The sequence below is a fragment of the Duganella sp. P38 genome, from assembly GCF_050859475.1.
In the GTDB taxonomy this organism is placed as follows: domain Bacteria; phylum Pseudomonadota; class Gammaproteobacteria; order Burkholderiales; family Burkholderiaceae_D; genus Rugamonas.
Genome location: NZ_CP193936.1, coordinates 4,085,589 through 4,100,654, shown reverse-complemented (window position 1 = coordinate 4,100,654; position 15,066 = coordinate 4,085,589). Strand labels below are relative to the sequence as shown.

Annotated in this window: 13 protein-coding genes and 1 pseudogene; 8 read left to right on the top strand and 6 right to left on the bottom strand. The window is 68.8% G+C overall.

The genetic code is table 11. From position 1 onward, the window contains the following. Window positions 1-1,119 carry a glycosyltransferase family 2 protein gene (locus ACRQ5J_RS18970; RefSeq protein ID WP_432378879.1) on the bottom strand — a complete coding sequence of 373 codons (1,119 nt, stop codon included), beginning with the start codon at window positions 1,117-1,119 and terminating at the stop codon, window positions 1-3. Beyond that, complete coding sequence (locus ACRQ5J_RS18965; RefSeq protein WP_432378877.1) at window positions 1,116-2,546, bottom strand: lipopolysaccharide biosynthesis protein; 1,431 nt, start codon at window positions 2,544-2,546, stop codon at window positions 1,116-1,118. Before ACRQ5J_RS18965 ends, ACRQ5J_RS18970 begins: the two co-directional genes overlap by 4 nt. Before the next feature lie 245 nt (window positions 2,547-2,791). Here ACRQ5J_RS18965 and ACRQ5J_RS18960 point away from each other — a divergent pair, with 245 nt between their 5' ends. Further along, entirely contained in the window at window positions 2,792-3,589 is a 798-nt protein-coding gene (locus ACRQ5J_RS18960) for a WecB/TagA/CpsF family glycosyltransferase (RefSeq protein ID WP_432378876.1), read from the top strand. Here ACRQ5J_RS18960 and ACRQ5J_RS18955 read toward each other — a convergent pair. Continuing rightward, the gene (locus tag ACRQ5J_RS18955) at window positions 3,574-4,956 is read right to left on the bottom strand and encodes a discoidin domain-containing protein (RefSeq protein WP_432378874.1); all 1,383 of its coding nucleotides are present in this window, start codon (window positions 4,954-4,956) and stop codon (window positions 3,574-3,576) included. The genes ACRQ5J_RS18960 and ACRQ5J_RS18955 overlap by 16 nt on opposite strands. Before the next feature lie 347 nt (window positions 4,957-5,303). Here ACRQ5J_RS18955 and ACRQ5J_RS18950 point away from each other — a divergent pair, with 347 nt between their 5' ends. The 4 genes from ACRQ5J_RS18950 to ACRQ5J_RS18935 all read left to right on the top strand — a co-directional run bounded on the left by ACRQ5J_RS18950 (window position 5,304) and on the right by ACRQ5J_RS18935 (window position 9,535). Further along, window positions 5,304-6,383, top strand: coding sequence for a polysaccharide biosynthesis/export family protein (locus tag ACRQ5J_RS18950; RefSeq protein ID WP_432378872.1), 1,080 nt, complete (start codon window positions 5,304-5,306; stop codon window positions 6,381-6,383). Window positions 6,384-6,394: 11 nt separating this feature from the next. After that, window positions 6,395-7,789, top strand: coding sequence for a GNVR domain-containing protein (locus tag ACRQ5J_RS18945; RefSeq protein ID WP_432378870.1), 1,395 nt, complete (start codon window positions 6,395-6,397; stop codon window positions 7,787-7,789). Next, entirely contained in the window at window positions 7,768-8,676 is a 909-nt protein-coding gene (locus ACRQ5J_RS18940; protein WP_432378868.1) for a polysaccharide biosynthesis tyrosine autokinase, read from the top strand. Before ACRQ5J_RS18945 ends, ACRQ5J_RS18940 begins: the two co-directional genes overlap by 22 nt. Window positions 8,677-8,788: 112 nt before the next feature. After that, a complete protein-coding gene (locus ACRQ5J_RS18935) occupies window positions 8,789-9,535 on the top strand; it encodes a Crp/Fnr family transcriptional regulator (protein ID WP_432378867.1) in 747 nt (248 codons plus the stop codon). Between the two features lies 1 nt (window position 9,536). Here the strand turns inward: ACRQ5J_RS18935 and ACRQ5J_RS18930 are convergent, their stop codons facing one another. After that, window positions 9,537-9,743, bottom strand: a complete 207-nt coding sequence (locus ACRQ5J_RS18930) for a hypothetical protein (RefSeq protein WP_432378865.1) — start codon at window positions 9,741-9,743, stop codon at window positions 9,537-9,539. Window positions 9,744-9,886: 143 nt separating this feature from the next. Here ACRQ5J_RS18930 and ACRQ5J_RS18925 point away from each other — a divergent pair, with 143 nt between their 5' ends. Together ACRQ5J_RS18925 and ACRQ5J_RS18920 are read left to right on the top strand one after the other, a co-directional pair. Further along, on the top strand, window positions 9,887-10,831 hold the full coding sequence (locus ACRQ5J_RS18925) for a fatty acid desaturase (protein ID WP_432378863.1): 945 nt from the start codon (window positions 9,887-9,889) through the stop codon (window positions 10,829-10,831). Then, entirely contained in the window at window positions 10,828-11,613 is a 786-nt protein-coding gene (locus ACRQ5J_RS18920) for a phosphate/phosphite/phosphonate ABC transporter substrate-binding protein (RefSeq protein ID WP_432378861.1), read from the top strand. The genes ACRQ5J_RS18925 and ACRQ5J_RS18920 overlap by 4 nt, the downstream gene beginning before the upstream one ends. 71 nt (window positions 11,614-11,684) lie before the next feature. Here ACRQ5J_RS18920 and ACRQ5J_RS18915 read toward each other — a convergent pair whose 3' ends face one another. Beyond that, complete coding sequence (locus ACRQ5J_RS18915) at window positions 11,685-12,392, bottom strand: TonB-dependent receptor domain-containing protein (protein WP_432378859.1); 708 nt, start codon at window positions 12,390-12,392, stop codon at window positions 11,685-11,687. Window positions 12,393-12,427: 35 nt separating this feature from the next. Further along, window positions 12,428-13,669 (bottom strand): annotated as a pseudogene (locus tag ACRQ5J_RS18910) (TonB-dependent receptor plug domain-containing protein); the annotation flags it as partial. Between the two features lie 300 nt (window positions 13,670-13,969). Between ACRQ5J_RS18910 and ACRQ5J_RS18905 the strand changes: the two are divergent. Further along, window positions 13,970-15,064, top strand: coding sequence for a sensor histidine kinase (locus tag ACRQ5J_RS18905; RefSeq protein WP_432378857.1), 1,095 nt, complete (start codon window positions 13,970-13,972; stop codon window positions 15,062-15,064). Window positions 15,065-15,066: the final 2 nt, after the last annotated feature.

Here is a 15,066-nt window from a genome sequence, read left to right as displayed (position 1 = left end):
CTATGCGCCCGGCGCCTGGCGGCGCGCCGCCAGCAGGTGCAGCAGGCAGCGCGCCAGGGTGCGCGCGGCCATGCGCAGGTTGTCGAAGCTGTGGTCGGCGTTCCAGCCGCGCAGGCAGTAGCGCAGCGCGCCGCCGGCCCGGCCGCCGAGCGAATGCTGACGGGCGATGCGATAGCGGACCCTGCTCAGCGCCGCCGGCAGCAGCGGCCGGGCGTGTTCCGGCAGCAGGCCGCTGGCGCGCCATTTCAGCAGCACCTGTTCGTGGTATTGCTCGGTTTCCAGCGCGTGGCCGGTGAGGTTGGCGTCGTGGCTGCGTTTTTCCAGCAGGAGTTCCGGTAGCACCAGGATGGGGGCGTGCAGGGCGCAGCGCAGCCAGTAGTCGTAGTCTTCGGCCTGGCGCAGCTGCGGGTCGAAGCCGCCGGTCAGCGCGGTCAGCGGGCGGCGCAGCATGACGTTCGAGGCGGTGCCGACGAAGTTGCAGCTCAGTAGGGCTGGCAGCGCTGTGACCAGCAGGCCCGGCTGGGACGGCAGGCCGGCCAGGGGCAGGGCGGCGGCGAAATGGCTGACGAGGGTGTCGCGTTCGCGGTGCAGCACCTGATAGTCGCAGCAGCACAGGCCGGCCTGCGGGTGTTGCGCCATGGCGGCGGCCTGCCGCGCCAGCTTGTCGGGATGCCAGATGTCGTCGGCGTCCAGGAACGCCAGCAGCGCGCCGTGGCTGATGGCGATGCCGGCGTTGCGCGCGCGCGAGACGCCGCCATGCGCAATGGTCAGGTGGCGGATGCGCGGGCCGTAGCTGGCCAGCACGGCGGAGGTGCCATCGGCGGAGCCGTCGTCGATCACGATCACTTCCAGCGGCGCCAGCGTTTGCGCCAGCGCGCTGTCGATGGCCTGGCCTACCAGCGTGGCGCCGTTGTAGACCGGGATGATGACCGAGATGGCCGGCCCAGCGTCGTTTCCCGCCACCGTTCGCCGTGCCGCGCGCGCCGTAGTCGCGTCGGCCGTCGCAAGCACTGCGCCGTCCGCTAACGGCAGCGTTGCCTCGTCCGCCTCGGCAAGCGTCGCTTCGTTTGCCGCCGCTGCGGCAGGCGTCGGGACTGCCGATTCTGGCGTCGCGCTCATGGCCGCGCTCCGCGCAGGGGCCAGAGGTTGTCCAGCTGTGGCACGCGCATGGCGAGCAAGATGGCGGCGTAGACCAGCGCGCCGGCGGCTACGCAGGTCCAGAACGCCGCTGCCATGCCGGCGCCGCCGCCCAGCAACCGCGCGTATAGCGCCGCCACCGCCACCAGCATCACCAGCGCGGCGGCGACCGGCCGGGTGATTTCCGCCAGCAAGGCCAGCGCGCGCAGGGGCAGGCCGGCCAGCGCGTACCCGCTGAGCGGCAGCAGCGACAGCAGGCTGGTGACGCAATACGCCGCCACCATACCAGGCAGTCCCCAGCGCAACGCCAGCACAAAGCCTGCCAGTTGCAGCAGCGCCGACAGCAATCCAAGCCGCAGCATGCACCGCGCCTGTCCCTGGGCCAGCAGCACCGCGCCGGGGATCGCCGCCTGCGCCTGAATCAGCCCCAGCGCCGCCAGCCAAGGCACCAGCGCAACCAGCGCGCTCCACGCCGGCCCGAGCACCAGCAGCACGAATGGTTCGCGCAGCGCGTACAGGCCGGCCATCAACGGCGCGGTCAGCAACGCCGTCATGCCGCTGGCGCGCTGGTACAGTTCGGCCAGGCGTTCGGGCTGATGCTGACAGCGGCTCATCGCCGGCACCAGCGCGCGCGAGGCGACCCAGCTGATGTGCTGCAATGGCGACAGCACAATCTTGAACGCCATCGCATACACGCCAAGCAGCGCGGGGCCCAGCAGACGGCCGATCAGCATGCTGTCGGCATTTCGCTGCAAGTAGTGGAGGAACTGGAAGGCGGCAAAGTGGCCGCTGAAGTCCAGCATCAGCCGCAACGCGCGCCAGCTGTAACGCCATCGCGGCCGCCACGGCGACGCCCATAGCAACTGCAACGACGCCAGCCCGGTGGCCGCCAGCATCTGCCACACCAGGCTCCACACGCCGGCGCCATGGCTGGCGGCGGCCAGCGCCACCGCCACGCCGCCCAGCGCGCTGAGCGTCTCGATGCGCGCCAGCAGGCGGAAGCGCGATTCGCGTTCCAGCAGCGCCTGCTGCACGGACGCCAGCGCCGACAACGGAAACACCAGCGCCAGGGCCATCAGCACGGCGGCCAGGCGCGGATCGCGGTAGGCGTGCGCCAGCGGCGACGCCAGCGCCGCCAGCAGCAACGCCAGCAGCAGCGCCAGCCCCAGGTTCAGCCAGTACAGCGAATGCTTGAGCAGCGCCGGTACGCGCGGCCGCTGGATGATGGCCGCCATGGTGCCGAGGTCGCGGAACAGGAAGGCAAAGTTGGTGACCGTCATCGCCATCGCCATCAGGCCGTAAGCATCGGCCGGCAGCAGGCGCGCCAGCACGACCAGGCTCAGCATTTGCGACGCGAAGCGCGCCGCCTGCGCCACAGCAATCCAGCGCACGCTGGCGGCCAGCGTCATGGCGCCACCCGGAAAGAACGAGAAAAACGCGGCATGACGGTCTCCGGTGGCTGGCGATATGAGCATCTTATGCCGCGCATCAAACGCTTTGTTTGACGCAGCGCAGACGCTCCGCGCATGCGTTCAGGCAAGCGCGCGCGGCGCTACTGCGGCCGCCGTTTGGTTCCTCATGCCGCATTGGCAGGGATCAAGCGTGGCGGATACCGCCGGCCTAACGTGGCGCTAGGCCACAAGAGGGAGGGACCATGGATACACCACACGAAACAGTAGCTCTATTCCACATGCCGCTGGCGCGCATCGACGAAGCCGGCTGCATCGACCTGGTGCTGCGCGCTCTGGCCGCGCGGCGCGGCGGCTGGATCGTCACCGCCAACCTGGATATTTTGCGCCGTCACGTGGTCGACGCCGGCTTCCGCGAACTGGTGCGGCCAGCCACCGTGTTCGTCGCCGACGGCATGCCGCTGGTCTGGGCCAGCGCGCTGAAAGGCCTGCCGCTGCCGCAGCGCGTGGCCGGCTCCGACCTGATCCTGACGCTGAGCGCGCGCGCCGGCCGCCACGCCCATTCGGTGTTCCTGATCGGCGGCGACCACGGCATGGCCGAGCAGGCCGGCTGCCAGCTACGCCGCCTGTGCCCCGGCCTGCGCCTGGCCGGCACCTGGTATCCGCCGCACGGCTTCGAGCGCGACCCGGCCCATCTGCCGGCGTTGCGCCAGGCCTTGCAGCGGGCGCAGCCGGATATCGTCTATGTCGCGCTCGGCTGTCCGAAGCAGGATGAATTGATCGCCGCCTTGCGGCCGGAGTTCCCGCGCACCTGGTGGATCGGCGTCGGCATCAGCTTCAGCCTGCTGGCGGGCCGGCTGCGGCGCGCGCCGCGCTGGGCGCAGCGGGCCGGCCTGGAATGGGTCTGCCGGCTGTGGCAGGAGCCGCGCCGGCTGGCCGTGCGCTACCTGGTGCACGGCCTGCCGTTCGCGGCGGTGCTGCTGCTGTCGTCCGCCTGGGCGCGCTGGGCGCCGCGCCCGCGCCGGCGTCAGGGCTTGCCGTAGTCCTTGGGCAGGAATTGCAGCTTATCCCATGGAAAACCGTTGAGCAGCGCGTAGTTCGGCGTGCCGTTGAACAGCGCCACGTACGGATCGGCCTGCCCGAGCGCGGTGTAGGACTTGGGATTCTGCACCCGCAGCGATATCGCGCCGGCCTTGTCCCACACCACAAAGCCGTACTTCTGCGCCGCCTTGGCGATGGTGCGCGCCACCGGATGCAGGTTGAGGCTGTCCACGTTCAGGTTGGGGTCGAGACGGAAGCGCGTGCCTTCCGGAATGCGGTTGGCGGCATTGCCGGGATTGTAGCCGTCCGACCGGTTGGCCGGCCACGAGTAGACGCCGGCCCGTTCCAGGTCCACCAGCGCGATGCCGATCACGTGGCGGATCTCGCCGCGACGCAGCTCCTCGGCCGTGACCTGGCCGCCGATGAAGGGCAGGCCGGTGGCGGTGGTGCCATAGCCCGGCGGCCAGATGCCGCTGCTGGCCGCGACATTGTCCATGCGGCCGCCCCAGCACGCCTGCCACTGGCCGTTGACCTTGCGCGTCTGCCAGAATTCCCACAGCGTATTGCTGGACGGCTGGTAGATGCTCATCTCGCCGTCGGTGCCGTCGGACGGCGTGGCGTAGGATGGCATCGGCACGCTGGCCCATTGCTGCGCCAGGCTGGCGTCCAGATAGCCTTTGTGCTGGCAGTCCCACTGCGTCACCTTGCTGGCGCCGGTGCCGGCCGCCGGCTGGAACAGCGGGCTGGCGTAGGACGTGGTGTTGATGGTGACGTTGCCGTAGTAGGTGCGCACCTGGCGCAGGAAGTCGGCGACGAAGCCGGCCGAGTTGGCGTGCAGCGCCACCGTCTTCGGGATCTCCCGGTACCAGAAGCTGCCCGGCGCGAAGATGGCGTCGGTCGGCAGCGGATTGGCCGGCGTGGCGCCGGCGTCGTTGAACACTTTCAGCTCATACAGCGAATAGCCCCATGGCGTGGCGCGGCGGATGCCGTTCATACGCACCCAGCGCGCGCCGGTGGCGGTGAAGCGCGCCTCTTCGGTGCCGCCGCTGCCATTGCCGTTGCTGTACACCGTCTTCCAGTTGACGTTATCGGTCGAGGTTTGCAGCGTATGGCTTTTGGCGTAAGCGCCTTCCCATTGCAGCGTGACGTGGTTGATGTTGCTGACCGCGCCGAGGTCGACCTTGATCCATTGCGCATCGCTGAACTGCGAGCTCCAGCGCGTGTTGCCCTGGCCGTCGACAGCCTGGGCGCCGCCGGTGGCGCCGCTTTCCGCCGACGACACGCTGACCGGCTTGTACAAGGCCAGGTTGACGGCGCCAGTGGCGGCTGCGGCGGCGGCGGCGACGGGCGTGGTGCTGACTGTTTCCACGGCGGTGACTCCCGGGTCGGTAACGGTGGCCGCTGCCAATTGGTCCGCCTGCGCCGCGCCGGGGCGCCGTTGCCGCCGCCGCAGGCGGCCAGCAGCGTGGAACTGAGCAGCATCGCCTGGAATTGAATTCGTTTGAACATAGAAGTTCCTTCCTTATCTCGATGAATGGACAGGTTTTGACTTGGATCAAATGCGTTTGTTCCGGCCGGAAAGGAATTATTTTTACGTAGGGAAAATGTTACTGCTTGTGTCTGCCAGGAACGAGGAGTTCCCGGTGTACGCTTGACGCAGCGCAGGCGCGCGCGCCGCCGCGCCGCTAGCCTTGGTCGGGTCAACGGGAGGGCGGCATGCGCATCGTCTTGAGTCTGTTATTGCTGCTGGGCGGTTGCGCCGGCAGCCAGGGTTATATGGCGCAGGTGACGGGCGCCGAGGCCGGCGCGCCGGTCGCGGTGCGGCAGATCAGTCCCGCATGGCTACAGGCCGAGCAGCTGCGGCGCGCGCAGCGCGACCGCCAGGATGTCGGCGGCCTGCTGGCGGACGCGCCGGCGCCGTACCGCATCGGCCACGGCGACATCCTGACCATCGTCGTCTGGGACCATCCGGAACTGGGCGCGGGGGCGCCGGCGGCGGCGGCCGGCGCAGCCGCGCCGCAAGCGGACGCGTCCGGCGTGCCGCCGGCCGGCTTTGTCGTCGATCACGACGGACTGGTGCAGTTTCCCTACGCCGGCCGGCTGCGCCTGGCCGGCATGACCGAGGAACAGGCGCGCACGCTGCTGGCCGCGCGCCTGGCGCGCTACATCAGCAACCCGGTAGTGACCTTGCGCGTGCAGGCCTACCGCAGCCAGCGCATCTACATTGCCGGCGAGGTCAGGACGCCCGGCCTGCAGGCGATCAACGACTTGCCGATGACGCTGGTGGAAGCGCTGAACCGCGCTGGCGGCCCGCTGCCGTCCGCCGACCAGAGCCGGCTGCTGCTGGAGCGCGGCGCGCAGCGCCATCCGCTCAACCTGCCCCAGTTGATGCGGCAGGGCGTCAATCCGGCGCGGATAATGCTGCAGCACGGCGACGTGCTGCATGTGCCGTCGCGCGATGAAAGCAAGGTGTTCATTTCCGGCGAAGTGATGGCGCCGAAAGCGCTGACCATGCACGACGGCCGGCTGACGCTGAACGAAGCCATGGGCGAAGCCGGCGGGCTGACGCCGCAGGGCGATGGCCGCCAGGTCTACGTGGTGCGGCGCGCCGACGGCGAACCGCAGGTGTTCCAGCTGGACGCGCGCGCGCCCGGCGCGCTGGCGATGGCCGAGGCGTTCGAGCTGGAGCCGCGCGACGTGGTGTATGTGGCGGCCACGCGGCTGGCCAACTGGCACCGCAACATCAGCCAGATCTTCCCCGGCGCGCTGTCGTCGGCGGTGGGCGCGACGCGCTGACGGCGGCAGCCATGCCTTTGCCTTCGATTTTCCGTTCCGGGCGCGAGGCGCTGCACATCGCCGGCGCGCCGTTGCCGCAGCGTGGCGCCGGCGGCGCTGGCGTCGATGAAGCGCTGGACCTGCGCCACCACCTCGATGTGCTGCGCGCCCACCGCTGGCTGGCGGCGCTGGTGGCGCTGGCCTGTTTCGCCGGCGCCGGCCTGTACGCCTTGCTGGCGCGGCCGGTGTACGAGGCCAACATGCTGTTCCATGTGGAGGAGGGCAAGCCCAACGCCTCGCGCAACATTCTCAACGACGTCTCGTCGCTGTTCGACACCAAGCAAGAAGCGGTGGCGGAGATGGAGCTGCTGCGTTCGCGCGCGGTGATCGAGCCGGCCGTGCTGCGCCTGCGGCTGGACCTGGACGCGGCGCCGCGCTACCTGCCGCTGCTGGGCCGCTGGCTGGGCGAATGGCGCGGGCCGCCGCTGCTGCCGCCCGGCGTGTTCGGCTACGGCGGCTATGGCTGGGGCGGCGAGCAGATCGAGATCGGCGAGTTCGCGCCGCCGGCGCCGTTGCTCGGCCACGGCTTTGTGCTGACCGCGCGCGCCGGCGGCGACTACGAGCTGGCCAATGACGAGTACGGCATCGCCGCCACCGGCCGCATCGGCCGCACGCTGTCGCTGGCGACGGCGCATGGTCCGCTGAAGCTGGCGGTGCTGCGGCTGCACGCGCTGCCCGGAACGCGCTTCCGGCTGGTGCGGGTAACGCCGCAGGCGGCGGTCGAACGCGTGCAGCAGGCCATGACCGTCAGCGAGCAGGGCCGGCAATCGGGCGTCATCGCCGTGCGCCTGCGCGCTGCCCAGGCGCAGCAGGCGCGCGCCACGCTGGCCGAAATCGGCCGCGAATACCTGCGCCAGAACCGCGCCCGCAAGGTGGAGGAGGCGGAGCGCTCGCTGGCCTTCCTCAACGCCCAGCTGCCCGAGCTGAAGGCGCAACTGGAACAGTCGGAAGACCAGTACAGCCGCTTCCGCCAGCGGCACGGCACGGTCGATCTGGCCGAGGAAGCCAGGATCAGCCTGCAGCGCGTGGCCGCCGCCCGCCAGCGCCGCTCCGACCTGGAGCAGAAACGCACCGAGCTGCTGGCGCGCTACACGCGCGAACATCCGATCGTGCAGGGCGTGGCGGCGCAGATGCGCGGCGTCGAGCGCGAGATCGTCGAGGCGCAGCGCCGCATCGAGGGCTTGCCCGCGCTGGAGCAGGACGCCACGCGGCTGGCGCGCGACATCAAGGTCAATACCGAGCTGTACACGGCGCTGTCGAACACGGCGCAGCAACTGCGGCTGGTGTCGGCCGGGCAGGTCAGCAATGTGCGCCTGGTCGATGCGCCGGTGGCCCTGAGCGGCCGTTGCGGCCGAACCGGCCGCTGATCCTCGCCATCGGCGCCGGCGCCGGCCTGCTGCTGGGCTGCCTGGCGGCGATGGCGCGCGATTACTGGACCGGCGGCATCCGCGATCCGCAGCGCGTCGAGCAATTGCTGGGCGCCGGCGTGGTGCACGCGGTGGTGCCGCACAGCAGCGCGCAGGCCGCGCTGGACCGCGCCGCGCGCCGCAAGTCCCCGCCGCCCCGGCTGCCGCTGCTGGCCCGCGACGCGCCGGACGACGTGGCGATCGAGGCGCTGCGCGTGTTCCGCACCGCGTTGCTGCGGGCGCTGCCGGGCTTTGGCAACAACACGGTCATGCTCAGCAGCCCTTTGCCGGCGCAGGGCAAGTCCTTCCTGACGGCCAACCTGGCGGCGGTGGTGGCGGCCGCCGGCCAGCGCGTGCTGCTGATCGACGCCGACTGGCGCAACGGCGGCCTGCACCGCCATTTCGGCGTACCGCATGCGCCCGGCCTGAGCGAGGCGATTCTGATGCCGGCGCCGCTGGAACAGGTGCTCCAGCGCCAGGTGCTGGCCAACCTGGACTTCATCGCCACCGGCAGCATGCCGTCCAGCCGCGCCGAATTGCTGCTGCATGCCGGCTTCGGCGAGTTGCTGGCGCGCGCCGGCGCCGACTACGACCTGATCCTGCTCGATCCGCCGCCGGTGCTGGCGCTGGCCGACGCCCTGGTGCTCGGCGCCCGGGCCGGCGCCGTGTTCCTGGTGGTGCGCGCCGGCGCCAACGGCCAGACCGATATCGTCGAAGCGGTGCGGCGGCTGAACCAGGCCGGCGCGCCGCTGCACGGCGTCATTTTCAACGATCTGCACCTGCGGCTGGGAAGCTATGGCTACCGCTATCATGATAGCGACGTGCGCCGCCTCGTAGGATCAGGCTGACAAACGCCTATGTTCCCAGCCTACATAAGGCGTGTAAGTGCTCCTATAATCGAGCGTACATAGCGGGGCTATAGTGTTAATCATCCAACACATACAACAGATGAGGCACACCATGTACGCAGCTAAACAACAGACTTCCGTTTCCGCCAGCATCCCACGCGCCATGCAGCAAAGCGCCGCGCCGGCCGTCAGCCTGATTGGCGCGCAGCAGAACGAACTGCTGCGCGCGCTGTCGCGCGAGGAACTGCTGGATCTGTTCGTGCACCTCGACCTGGTGCCGCTGGAAGCGGGCAAGCACCTGTTCGATACCGGCGAGGCGATGGAATATGCCTATTTCCCGACCAACGCTATTATCTCCCTGCAATATGTGACCGAAGAGGGCGGCGCCGCCGAGGTGGCGGTGGTCGGCCGCGAGGGCGTGGTCGGCGTCTCCATGTATGAAAACGAGCGCGCCAACTGCTGCGCCGTGGTGCAGAGCGCCGGCTACGGCTACCGCATCAAGGCCTCGGTGCTGCGCCAGGCCTTCTTCAGCGGCGGCGCGCTGGCCCAGCAACTGATGCGCCACACGTCGGCCCTGTTTGCCCAACTGGCCCAGACCGTGGCCGGCGTGCGCCACGGCAGCATCGAACAGCGCCTGTGCCGCTGGCTGCTGGAACGCCTGGACCGTTCGCTGTCGAACGAACTGAAAGTGACCCAGGAAATGATCGCCAACATGCTGGGCGTGCGCCGTGAATCGATCACCTGCTGCGCCGGCAAGCTGCAGGAAGAGGGCCTGATCGAATACCGCCGCGGCACCGTCACCATCGTCGACCGCCACGCCATGGAACGCCGCGCCGGCGGCTGCTACTCCCCAGCCTGATCTAATGCAGGTAACGCGGCGCATGCTGGAGGTCTTCCAGCTTGCGCTGCACCAGCTGATACCACGCCTGCGCCCAGCGCGCGGCCGCCTGCGATTCTTCCACCGTCGCCGCCGACATCGTCCTGCGTACCGCCACCATCTGCCTGTGCAGCGCATGGGCGGCAGGGTGGTATTTGCGTGGCTCGGTGATGTTGGTATGCGTATCCATGGACTTTATTTTGCGCGTGACCTGCGGCTGCGGCTGTACGCTGCCTCACCTACGCGGGAACGCGAAATTCGCATAAACATGCTTGTTTTAATTCGTTTTCCGTCCAGTTAGCCCTGCTTATACTGCCTGCAAAGGGAGACAGCATGCAGGCCTGGATAGACGACAAGCAGCGTAACGAGGTGGCGACCGAACGCAACCGGCCCCTGTGGCGCGCCGAGTGGCCGACCTGGCTGCTGATACTGACGATTCATGGCGGATGGCTGGGCACGCTGGCGTGCTGGCCGCGGCTGGGGCCCGGCGCCGGCACCGCGCTGATGGTGTGGTGGTGCGCGTGGTATATGTCGCTCCAGCACGAGCTGATACATGGCCACCCGACGCCGTGGCCGTGGCTGAACCGGATGTTCGGCTACGCGCCGCTGGCGGTCTGGTATCCCTACGAGATTTACCGCGAGAGCCATCTGCGCCACCATAACGACTTCGACCTGACCGTGCCGGCGCTGGACGCCGAGAGCACCTATGTGTCGCCGGCCGAATGGGCGGCGATGTCGGCGCCGCTGCGTGCGCTGCGCTGGCTGAACAAAACGTTCTGGGGCCGCCTGCTGGTCGGCCCGGCGCTGGCGATCTGCGCCACCTGGGGCGCCGCCGCCCGCAAGCTGGCGCGCGGCGACATGCGCGACGCCGGCGTGTGGCTGCGCCACCTGGCCATGCTGGCCGCGCTGCTGTGGTGGCTGAAAACCAGCTTCGGCGTCCCTGCGCTGTGGTATCTGCTGGCGATTTCCTACCCGGCGCAGTCGCTGGCGATGATACGCTCCTACTACGAGCACCGTCCGGCCGAGGACCACAAGCAGCGCATCGTGCTGAACGACGCCGGCCTGATCTTCCGCATCCTGTATCTGAATAACAACCTGCACCTGGTGCACCACGACCTGCCATCGCTGCCGTGGTACTTGCTGCCGCGCGTGTATCGCGCCCGCCGCCAGGCTTATAATGCGCGCAGCGGCGGCTTCCAGATCGACGGCTACGGTGCGCTGATGCGCCGCTACGGTTTCCGCCCGATCGACGCGCCGGTCCACCCGCACATGCCATGATAGTTTCACTACCGATGTACAACGTCTCGCCGCGCCTGCAACGCGAGTACGAGGCTTTGCTGGCGCGCGTGCTGGCCGACGCCGGCCTCGGCGGCCAGGCCGCGCTGCTGCGCGAGCCGGAACTGCCGGCGCTGTGGCGCCGGCCCGACCTGCTGCTGGGGCAGACTTGCGGCTATCCCTATGTGACGTTCCTGAAGGGCGTGGTCGACCTGATCGCCACGCCGTGCTTTGACTTTCCCGGCTGCGCCGGCGGCGATTATTCCAGTGTCATCGTCACGCGCGCGGTCGATGGCGTCGCCACGCTGGCGCAAGCGCGCGGCCTGACCGCCGCCGTCAATGACCGGCATTCCAACAGCGGCATGAACGTGCTGCGCCATGCGGTCGCGCCGCTGGCGCGCGAAGGCCGCTTTTTCGGCGCGGTCAAGTGGACCGGCGCCCACGTGGCCAGCCTGCGCGCGCTGAAGGAAGGCGAGGCGGACGTCGCCGCCATCGATTGCGTCACCTACGGCTATTTGCTGGAGGAAGCGCCGGACAGCTTGCAGGGCATCCGCGTGCTGCAATACTCGGTTTCCTCGCCCGGCCTGCCGCTGGTGGCCGCGCGCGGCGTGCCGCCGCAGCAGCGGCAGCGCCTGCGCACGGCCTTGCTGGCGCCATCGGCGGCATTGCGCGCGCACATGGACGCGCTGCACATCAAGGCGTTTCAGCACCGTCCGGGCGAGGACTACCAGCGCATCGCGCAAATTGAAGCCGAGGCGGCCGGCGATGCGGACTTCAGCGCTTAATGGACTGGTGGACTGGCGGACTGGCGCCCTGAGCGCGCGGCAGCGGCTGCATCTGCGTTGTAATGCGCCGCCTACTTGATCTCCGCTTCAAATTGCAGCCGAATTAGCCGATGCTGCCGGCTCGACGTCAGCCGGCTGCTGGCGTACAGGCCGTCGTCGTAGATGCGGCCGGTCTGGCGATGCGATTGCAGCATGTTGGCCACGCCCAGCCGCATTCGGCCGCCGATGGCCGGCCAGCCCGCGTAGGCTTCCAGCTCGCGTACCCGGCCGGTCTCCTCGGTCAGCGACTGCGCGGTACGTGCGCGCCAGCCACTCGTCAGGCGCCAGTTCGCACCTGCGTTCAGCTGCCGCGGCAGCCGCAGATCGGCGCCGAGGTTGACCGTCAGCGGCGCCTGATTGCGAAGGCGGTTATCCTGCCCCGCCGTGCCCTCGACGCGGGACCAGTTGCGGCTGATGTTGGCGCGCACCTCCGTGACGAATCCTGCGCGCCACGGAATGAACAATGGCATGCGTCCGTCCACCTCCACGCCGTGCACATGGGCGACGCCGCCGTTGGCCGGGCTACTGACCCATACCCCGTTTTCCTGCCACAGCGTGAGCTGCACCACGTCGCTGATGCGGCGCGCATAGGCTGAAACGCTGAGCATGGCCTCGTCTTCAAAGTACGACTCCAGCGCCGCATCCAGGCCCCAGGACAACTCGGGACGCAACCGGGGATTGCCCTGATAGTCGGGCTGGGCCGGACCGTTGCCATTGTTGACGGTGAAGCGTCGCGGCACCAGGTCGCGTGGCTGCGGCGCCTGCTGTAGGTACGGGCCAGGGACAGGCGCAACTGGTCGCGCGCACGGTGCGGCAGCTTCCACACCGTCTGCACCACCGGGCTCCACACGCGTGAACTGGTGGCGGCGTGGTCCGGACCGTCGGTGCGGGTATCCAGTCCCTCCCAGCGCATGCCGACATAGGCCTGGAGTTGCCGGTTCACCGTCCACTCGTCTTGCACGAACAGCGCAAGCTGACGCACGCTGGCGTTGTAGTCCTGTTGCAGCAGGTAGACAGGCACACTGTCCGGCCCCCGGTCCTGCTGATGGCGCCGTTCTTCGCGGCGCACGCCGGCGGCCTCCCAGCCGACCGCGATATCGTGCCCGGCGGTCAGGCCGGTCAGATATTTGCCGCTGGTGCTGGCACGCCGCTCCAGTGCGCGCGAGGCGACGGCCCGGCTCAGCCACGGAACGCCGGCGGCGTTGGCGCCGAGGAACAGATAGTCGCCATGGCGATTGCCGGCCTCCGCGCTCGCCTTGAGCGTCAGCCGGCCGGCGGCGAGCCGCTGCATCCAGCTGAGGTCGGACTTCAGCAGCCAGCTGTTGGACAGGCTGTGCCAGGTGGATTCGGGGTAGCCGCCGGGCGTGCCTTGCAGCGTATGGTCGGACTGTGCGCCGCGCGCGTCGGCGCGTGACAGGTCGAGCAAGCCTTGCCATGTCAGCGTATTGCCAGCGTCAAGCTTCAGATCGACGCGGGGCGCGGCATTGATGCGGCGGGTGCGCACTTCATCGTCGTCGTGCAGCCGGTGCAGGGACGTGACGCCGCCGTCCCGCGTGCGCTCGTCGGTGCCGGATTGCGCGCGCCGGCGTGTTTCGCTGAGCGTGGTGGTGACGCCGTAGCCTGCCGCACCGCCGCCCGCACTCCACTGCACGGTGGCGGCGGGCGAGATTTCCGCGCCTTGCCGCTCGGCGCTGACTTTTGCCGTGGTCCTGCGCGGACCCGCCGTCTTGCGCAATATGAGGTTTAGCGAACCGGCCACCGCTTGCGAACTTGCATCGGCCTGGGCGCTGCGCTGTATTTCCACTCGCTCGATCAGGTCGGGGGACAGCGTTGAAATGTCAAAGCTGGCGGGGGCCGGCTGTCCGTCGATGAGGATCTGGGTATAGCCGCCACCGAGGCCGCGCATGCGGATCTCGCCCCCGGCGACGCTGAGGCCGGGCTGGCGCTTGAGGACGTCGGCCAGCGTGCTGTCGCCGTAGCGCCCCAGTTCCGCGCGGCCGAGGATGACACGTCCCATGGCGTCGTCCCGGCGCAGCTGGTTGCTGCCGGGGCCATTGACTTCGATGGTTTGCAGGGAAGAGGTGTCCTCGCTTGCCATGGCGGCGAGACTGAGAGCAAGTGAGGGCAATACGCACAGGCCGGGGAAACGCATGATGTCGGTCAGGAAGTTGGAAAGCCGTCACGCTACCGCGCCCGCACTTGCGGTCATATGCTCGTGTGACCAGCCCCGGCGCCGGCGGGACGGATGCCGGACAGTGTGATGAACGCCGCCAGATCAGGGACGAATGGCCGGCAAGGCGCTGGTATACTTCCGCCCATGCATTCATCCTCCGCCATGTCCGGTCCATTCCGCGCTTTCCTGATTAACTTTGGCCTATGGACGCTATTGTGTGCGGTGGCCGGCTTCAGCACCTACGGCGATGCCGAACACTACCGCGACCTGCGCAGCTACTGGATGATGACGCTGGGCTGGTGGTGCGGCTACGCGGCGATGATGGTGCAGAGCTATCTGCTCTACCTGGTCTATCTGCGCCATCCGGACTGGCTGGCTACCCGCCGCCGCATCTCGTATGGCTACGTGGTGTACATGGCCCTCGGCTGGCCGCTGGCGATGCTCGGCCTGGCCTACCGCCGCTGCTTCAAGTTCGACCTCGCGCCGACACTGGCAAACGCCTGGCATTACTGGGTGTCCATGGACAAGTTTGAATGGTTCGTGGTGTTTGTGCTGTTGTCGTTGGCGTTTGGCGTGGTGGTGGCGAGCTTGCTGTGGCAGCGGCACCGGCAGCAAAGCAACGAATTGGCGGAGGTCCGCCTGTCGCTGGAGCGGCAGCGTCTGGCCGCCTTGCGCGGCCAGCTGGAGCCGCATTTCATATTCAACACGCTGAGCGCGATCGGCGCCATGGTGCGGACCGACGACAAGACGCTGGCGCTCGACGGGCTGGGCCGCCTGGGCGACCTGTTGCAGTACGCCTTGTTAAGCAGCGAACGCGACTGGATCAGCCTCAGGCAGGAGCTGCAATTCGTGCGGGATTATCTGGAACTGCAGCATTTGCGCTTCGGCGCCCGGCTGCAGATCGACATCGAAGGCGAGCATCTGCTGGACGATGACATCGAGTGCCCGCCCATGCTGTTGCAGCCCCTGGTCGAGAACGCGTTGCGCCACGACCTTGAGTGCCACGAGCAGCGTAGCGACATTCGTGTCACGTTTGCGCTGGACGCCGATGTTCTGCTGGCCCAGGTCAGCAATCCGATCTATGCGCACTCGGCGCCGTCAGCGGGACTGGGCATCGGCTTGCGCGGGATTCGGGCCCGGTTGAAGCTCGCCTACGGCGACAAGGCCGCGCTGCACACGGCGCGCGCGGACGGACGCTTTGTGGCCACCTTGCGGCTGCCGCGCCAGCTGGAGGACTGACG

Bases quoted from the DNA above. Each gene is read 5' to 3' on its own strand.
- ACRQ5J_RS18935 (WP_432378867.1), top strand. From the start codon at position 8,789: ATGTACGCAGCTAAACAACAGACTTCCGTTTCCGCCAGCATCCCACGC.
- ACRQ5J_RS18970 (WP_432378879.1), bottom strand. From the start codon at position 1,119: ATGAGCGCGACGCCAGAATCGGCAGTCCCGACGCCTGCCGCAGCGGCG.
- ACRQ5J_RS18950 (WP_432378872.1), top strand. From the start codon at position 5,304: ATGCGCATCGTCTTGAGTCTGTTATTGCTGCTGGGCGGTTGCGCCGGC.
- ACRQ5J_RS18930 (WP_432378865.1), bottom strand. From the start codon at position 9,743: ATGGATACGCATACCAACATCACCGAGCCACGCAAATACCACCCTGCC.
- ACRQ5J_RS18905 (WP_432378857.1), top strand. From the start codon at position 13,970: ATGCATTCATCCTCCGCCATGTCCGGTCCATTCCGCGCTTTCCTGATT.
- ACRQ5J_RS18920 (WP_432378861.1), top strand. From the start codon at position 10,828: ATGATAGTTTCACTACCGATGTACAACGTCTCGCCGCGCCTGCAACGC.
- ACRQ5J_RS18960 (WP_432378876.1), top strand. From the start codon at position 2,792: ATGGATACACCACACGAAACAGTAGCTCTATTCCACATGCCGCTGGCG.
- ACRQ5J_RS18965 (WP_432378877.1), bottom strand. From the start codon at position 2,546: ATGACGCTGGCCGCCAGCGTGCGCTGGATTGCTGTGGCGCAGGCGGCG.
- ACRQ5J_RS18945 (WP_432378870.1), top strand. From the start codon at position 6,395: ATGCCTTTGCCTTCGATTTTCCGTTCCGGGCGCGAGGCGCTGCACATC.
- ACRQ5J_RS18925 (WP_432378863.1), top strand. From the start codon at position 9,887: ATGCAGGCCTGGATAGACGACAAGCAGCGTAACGAGGTGGCGACCGAA.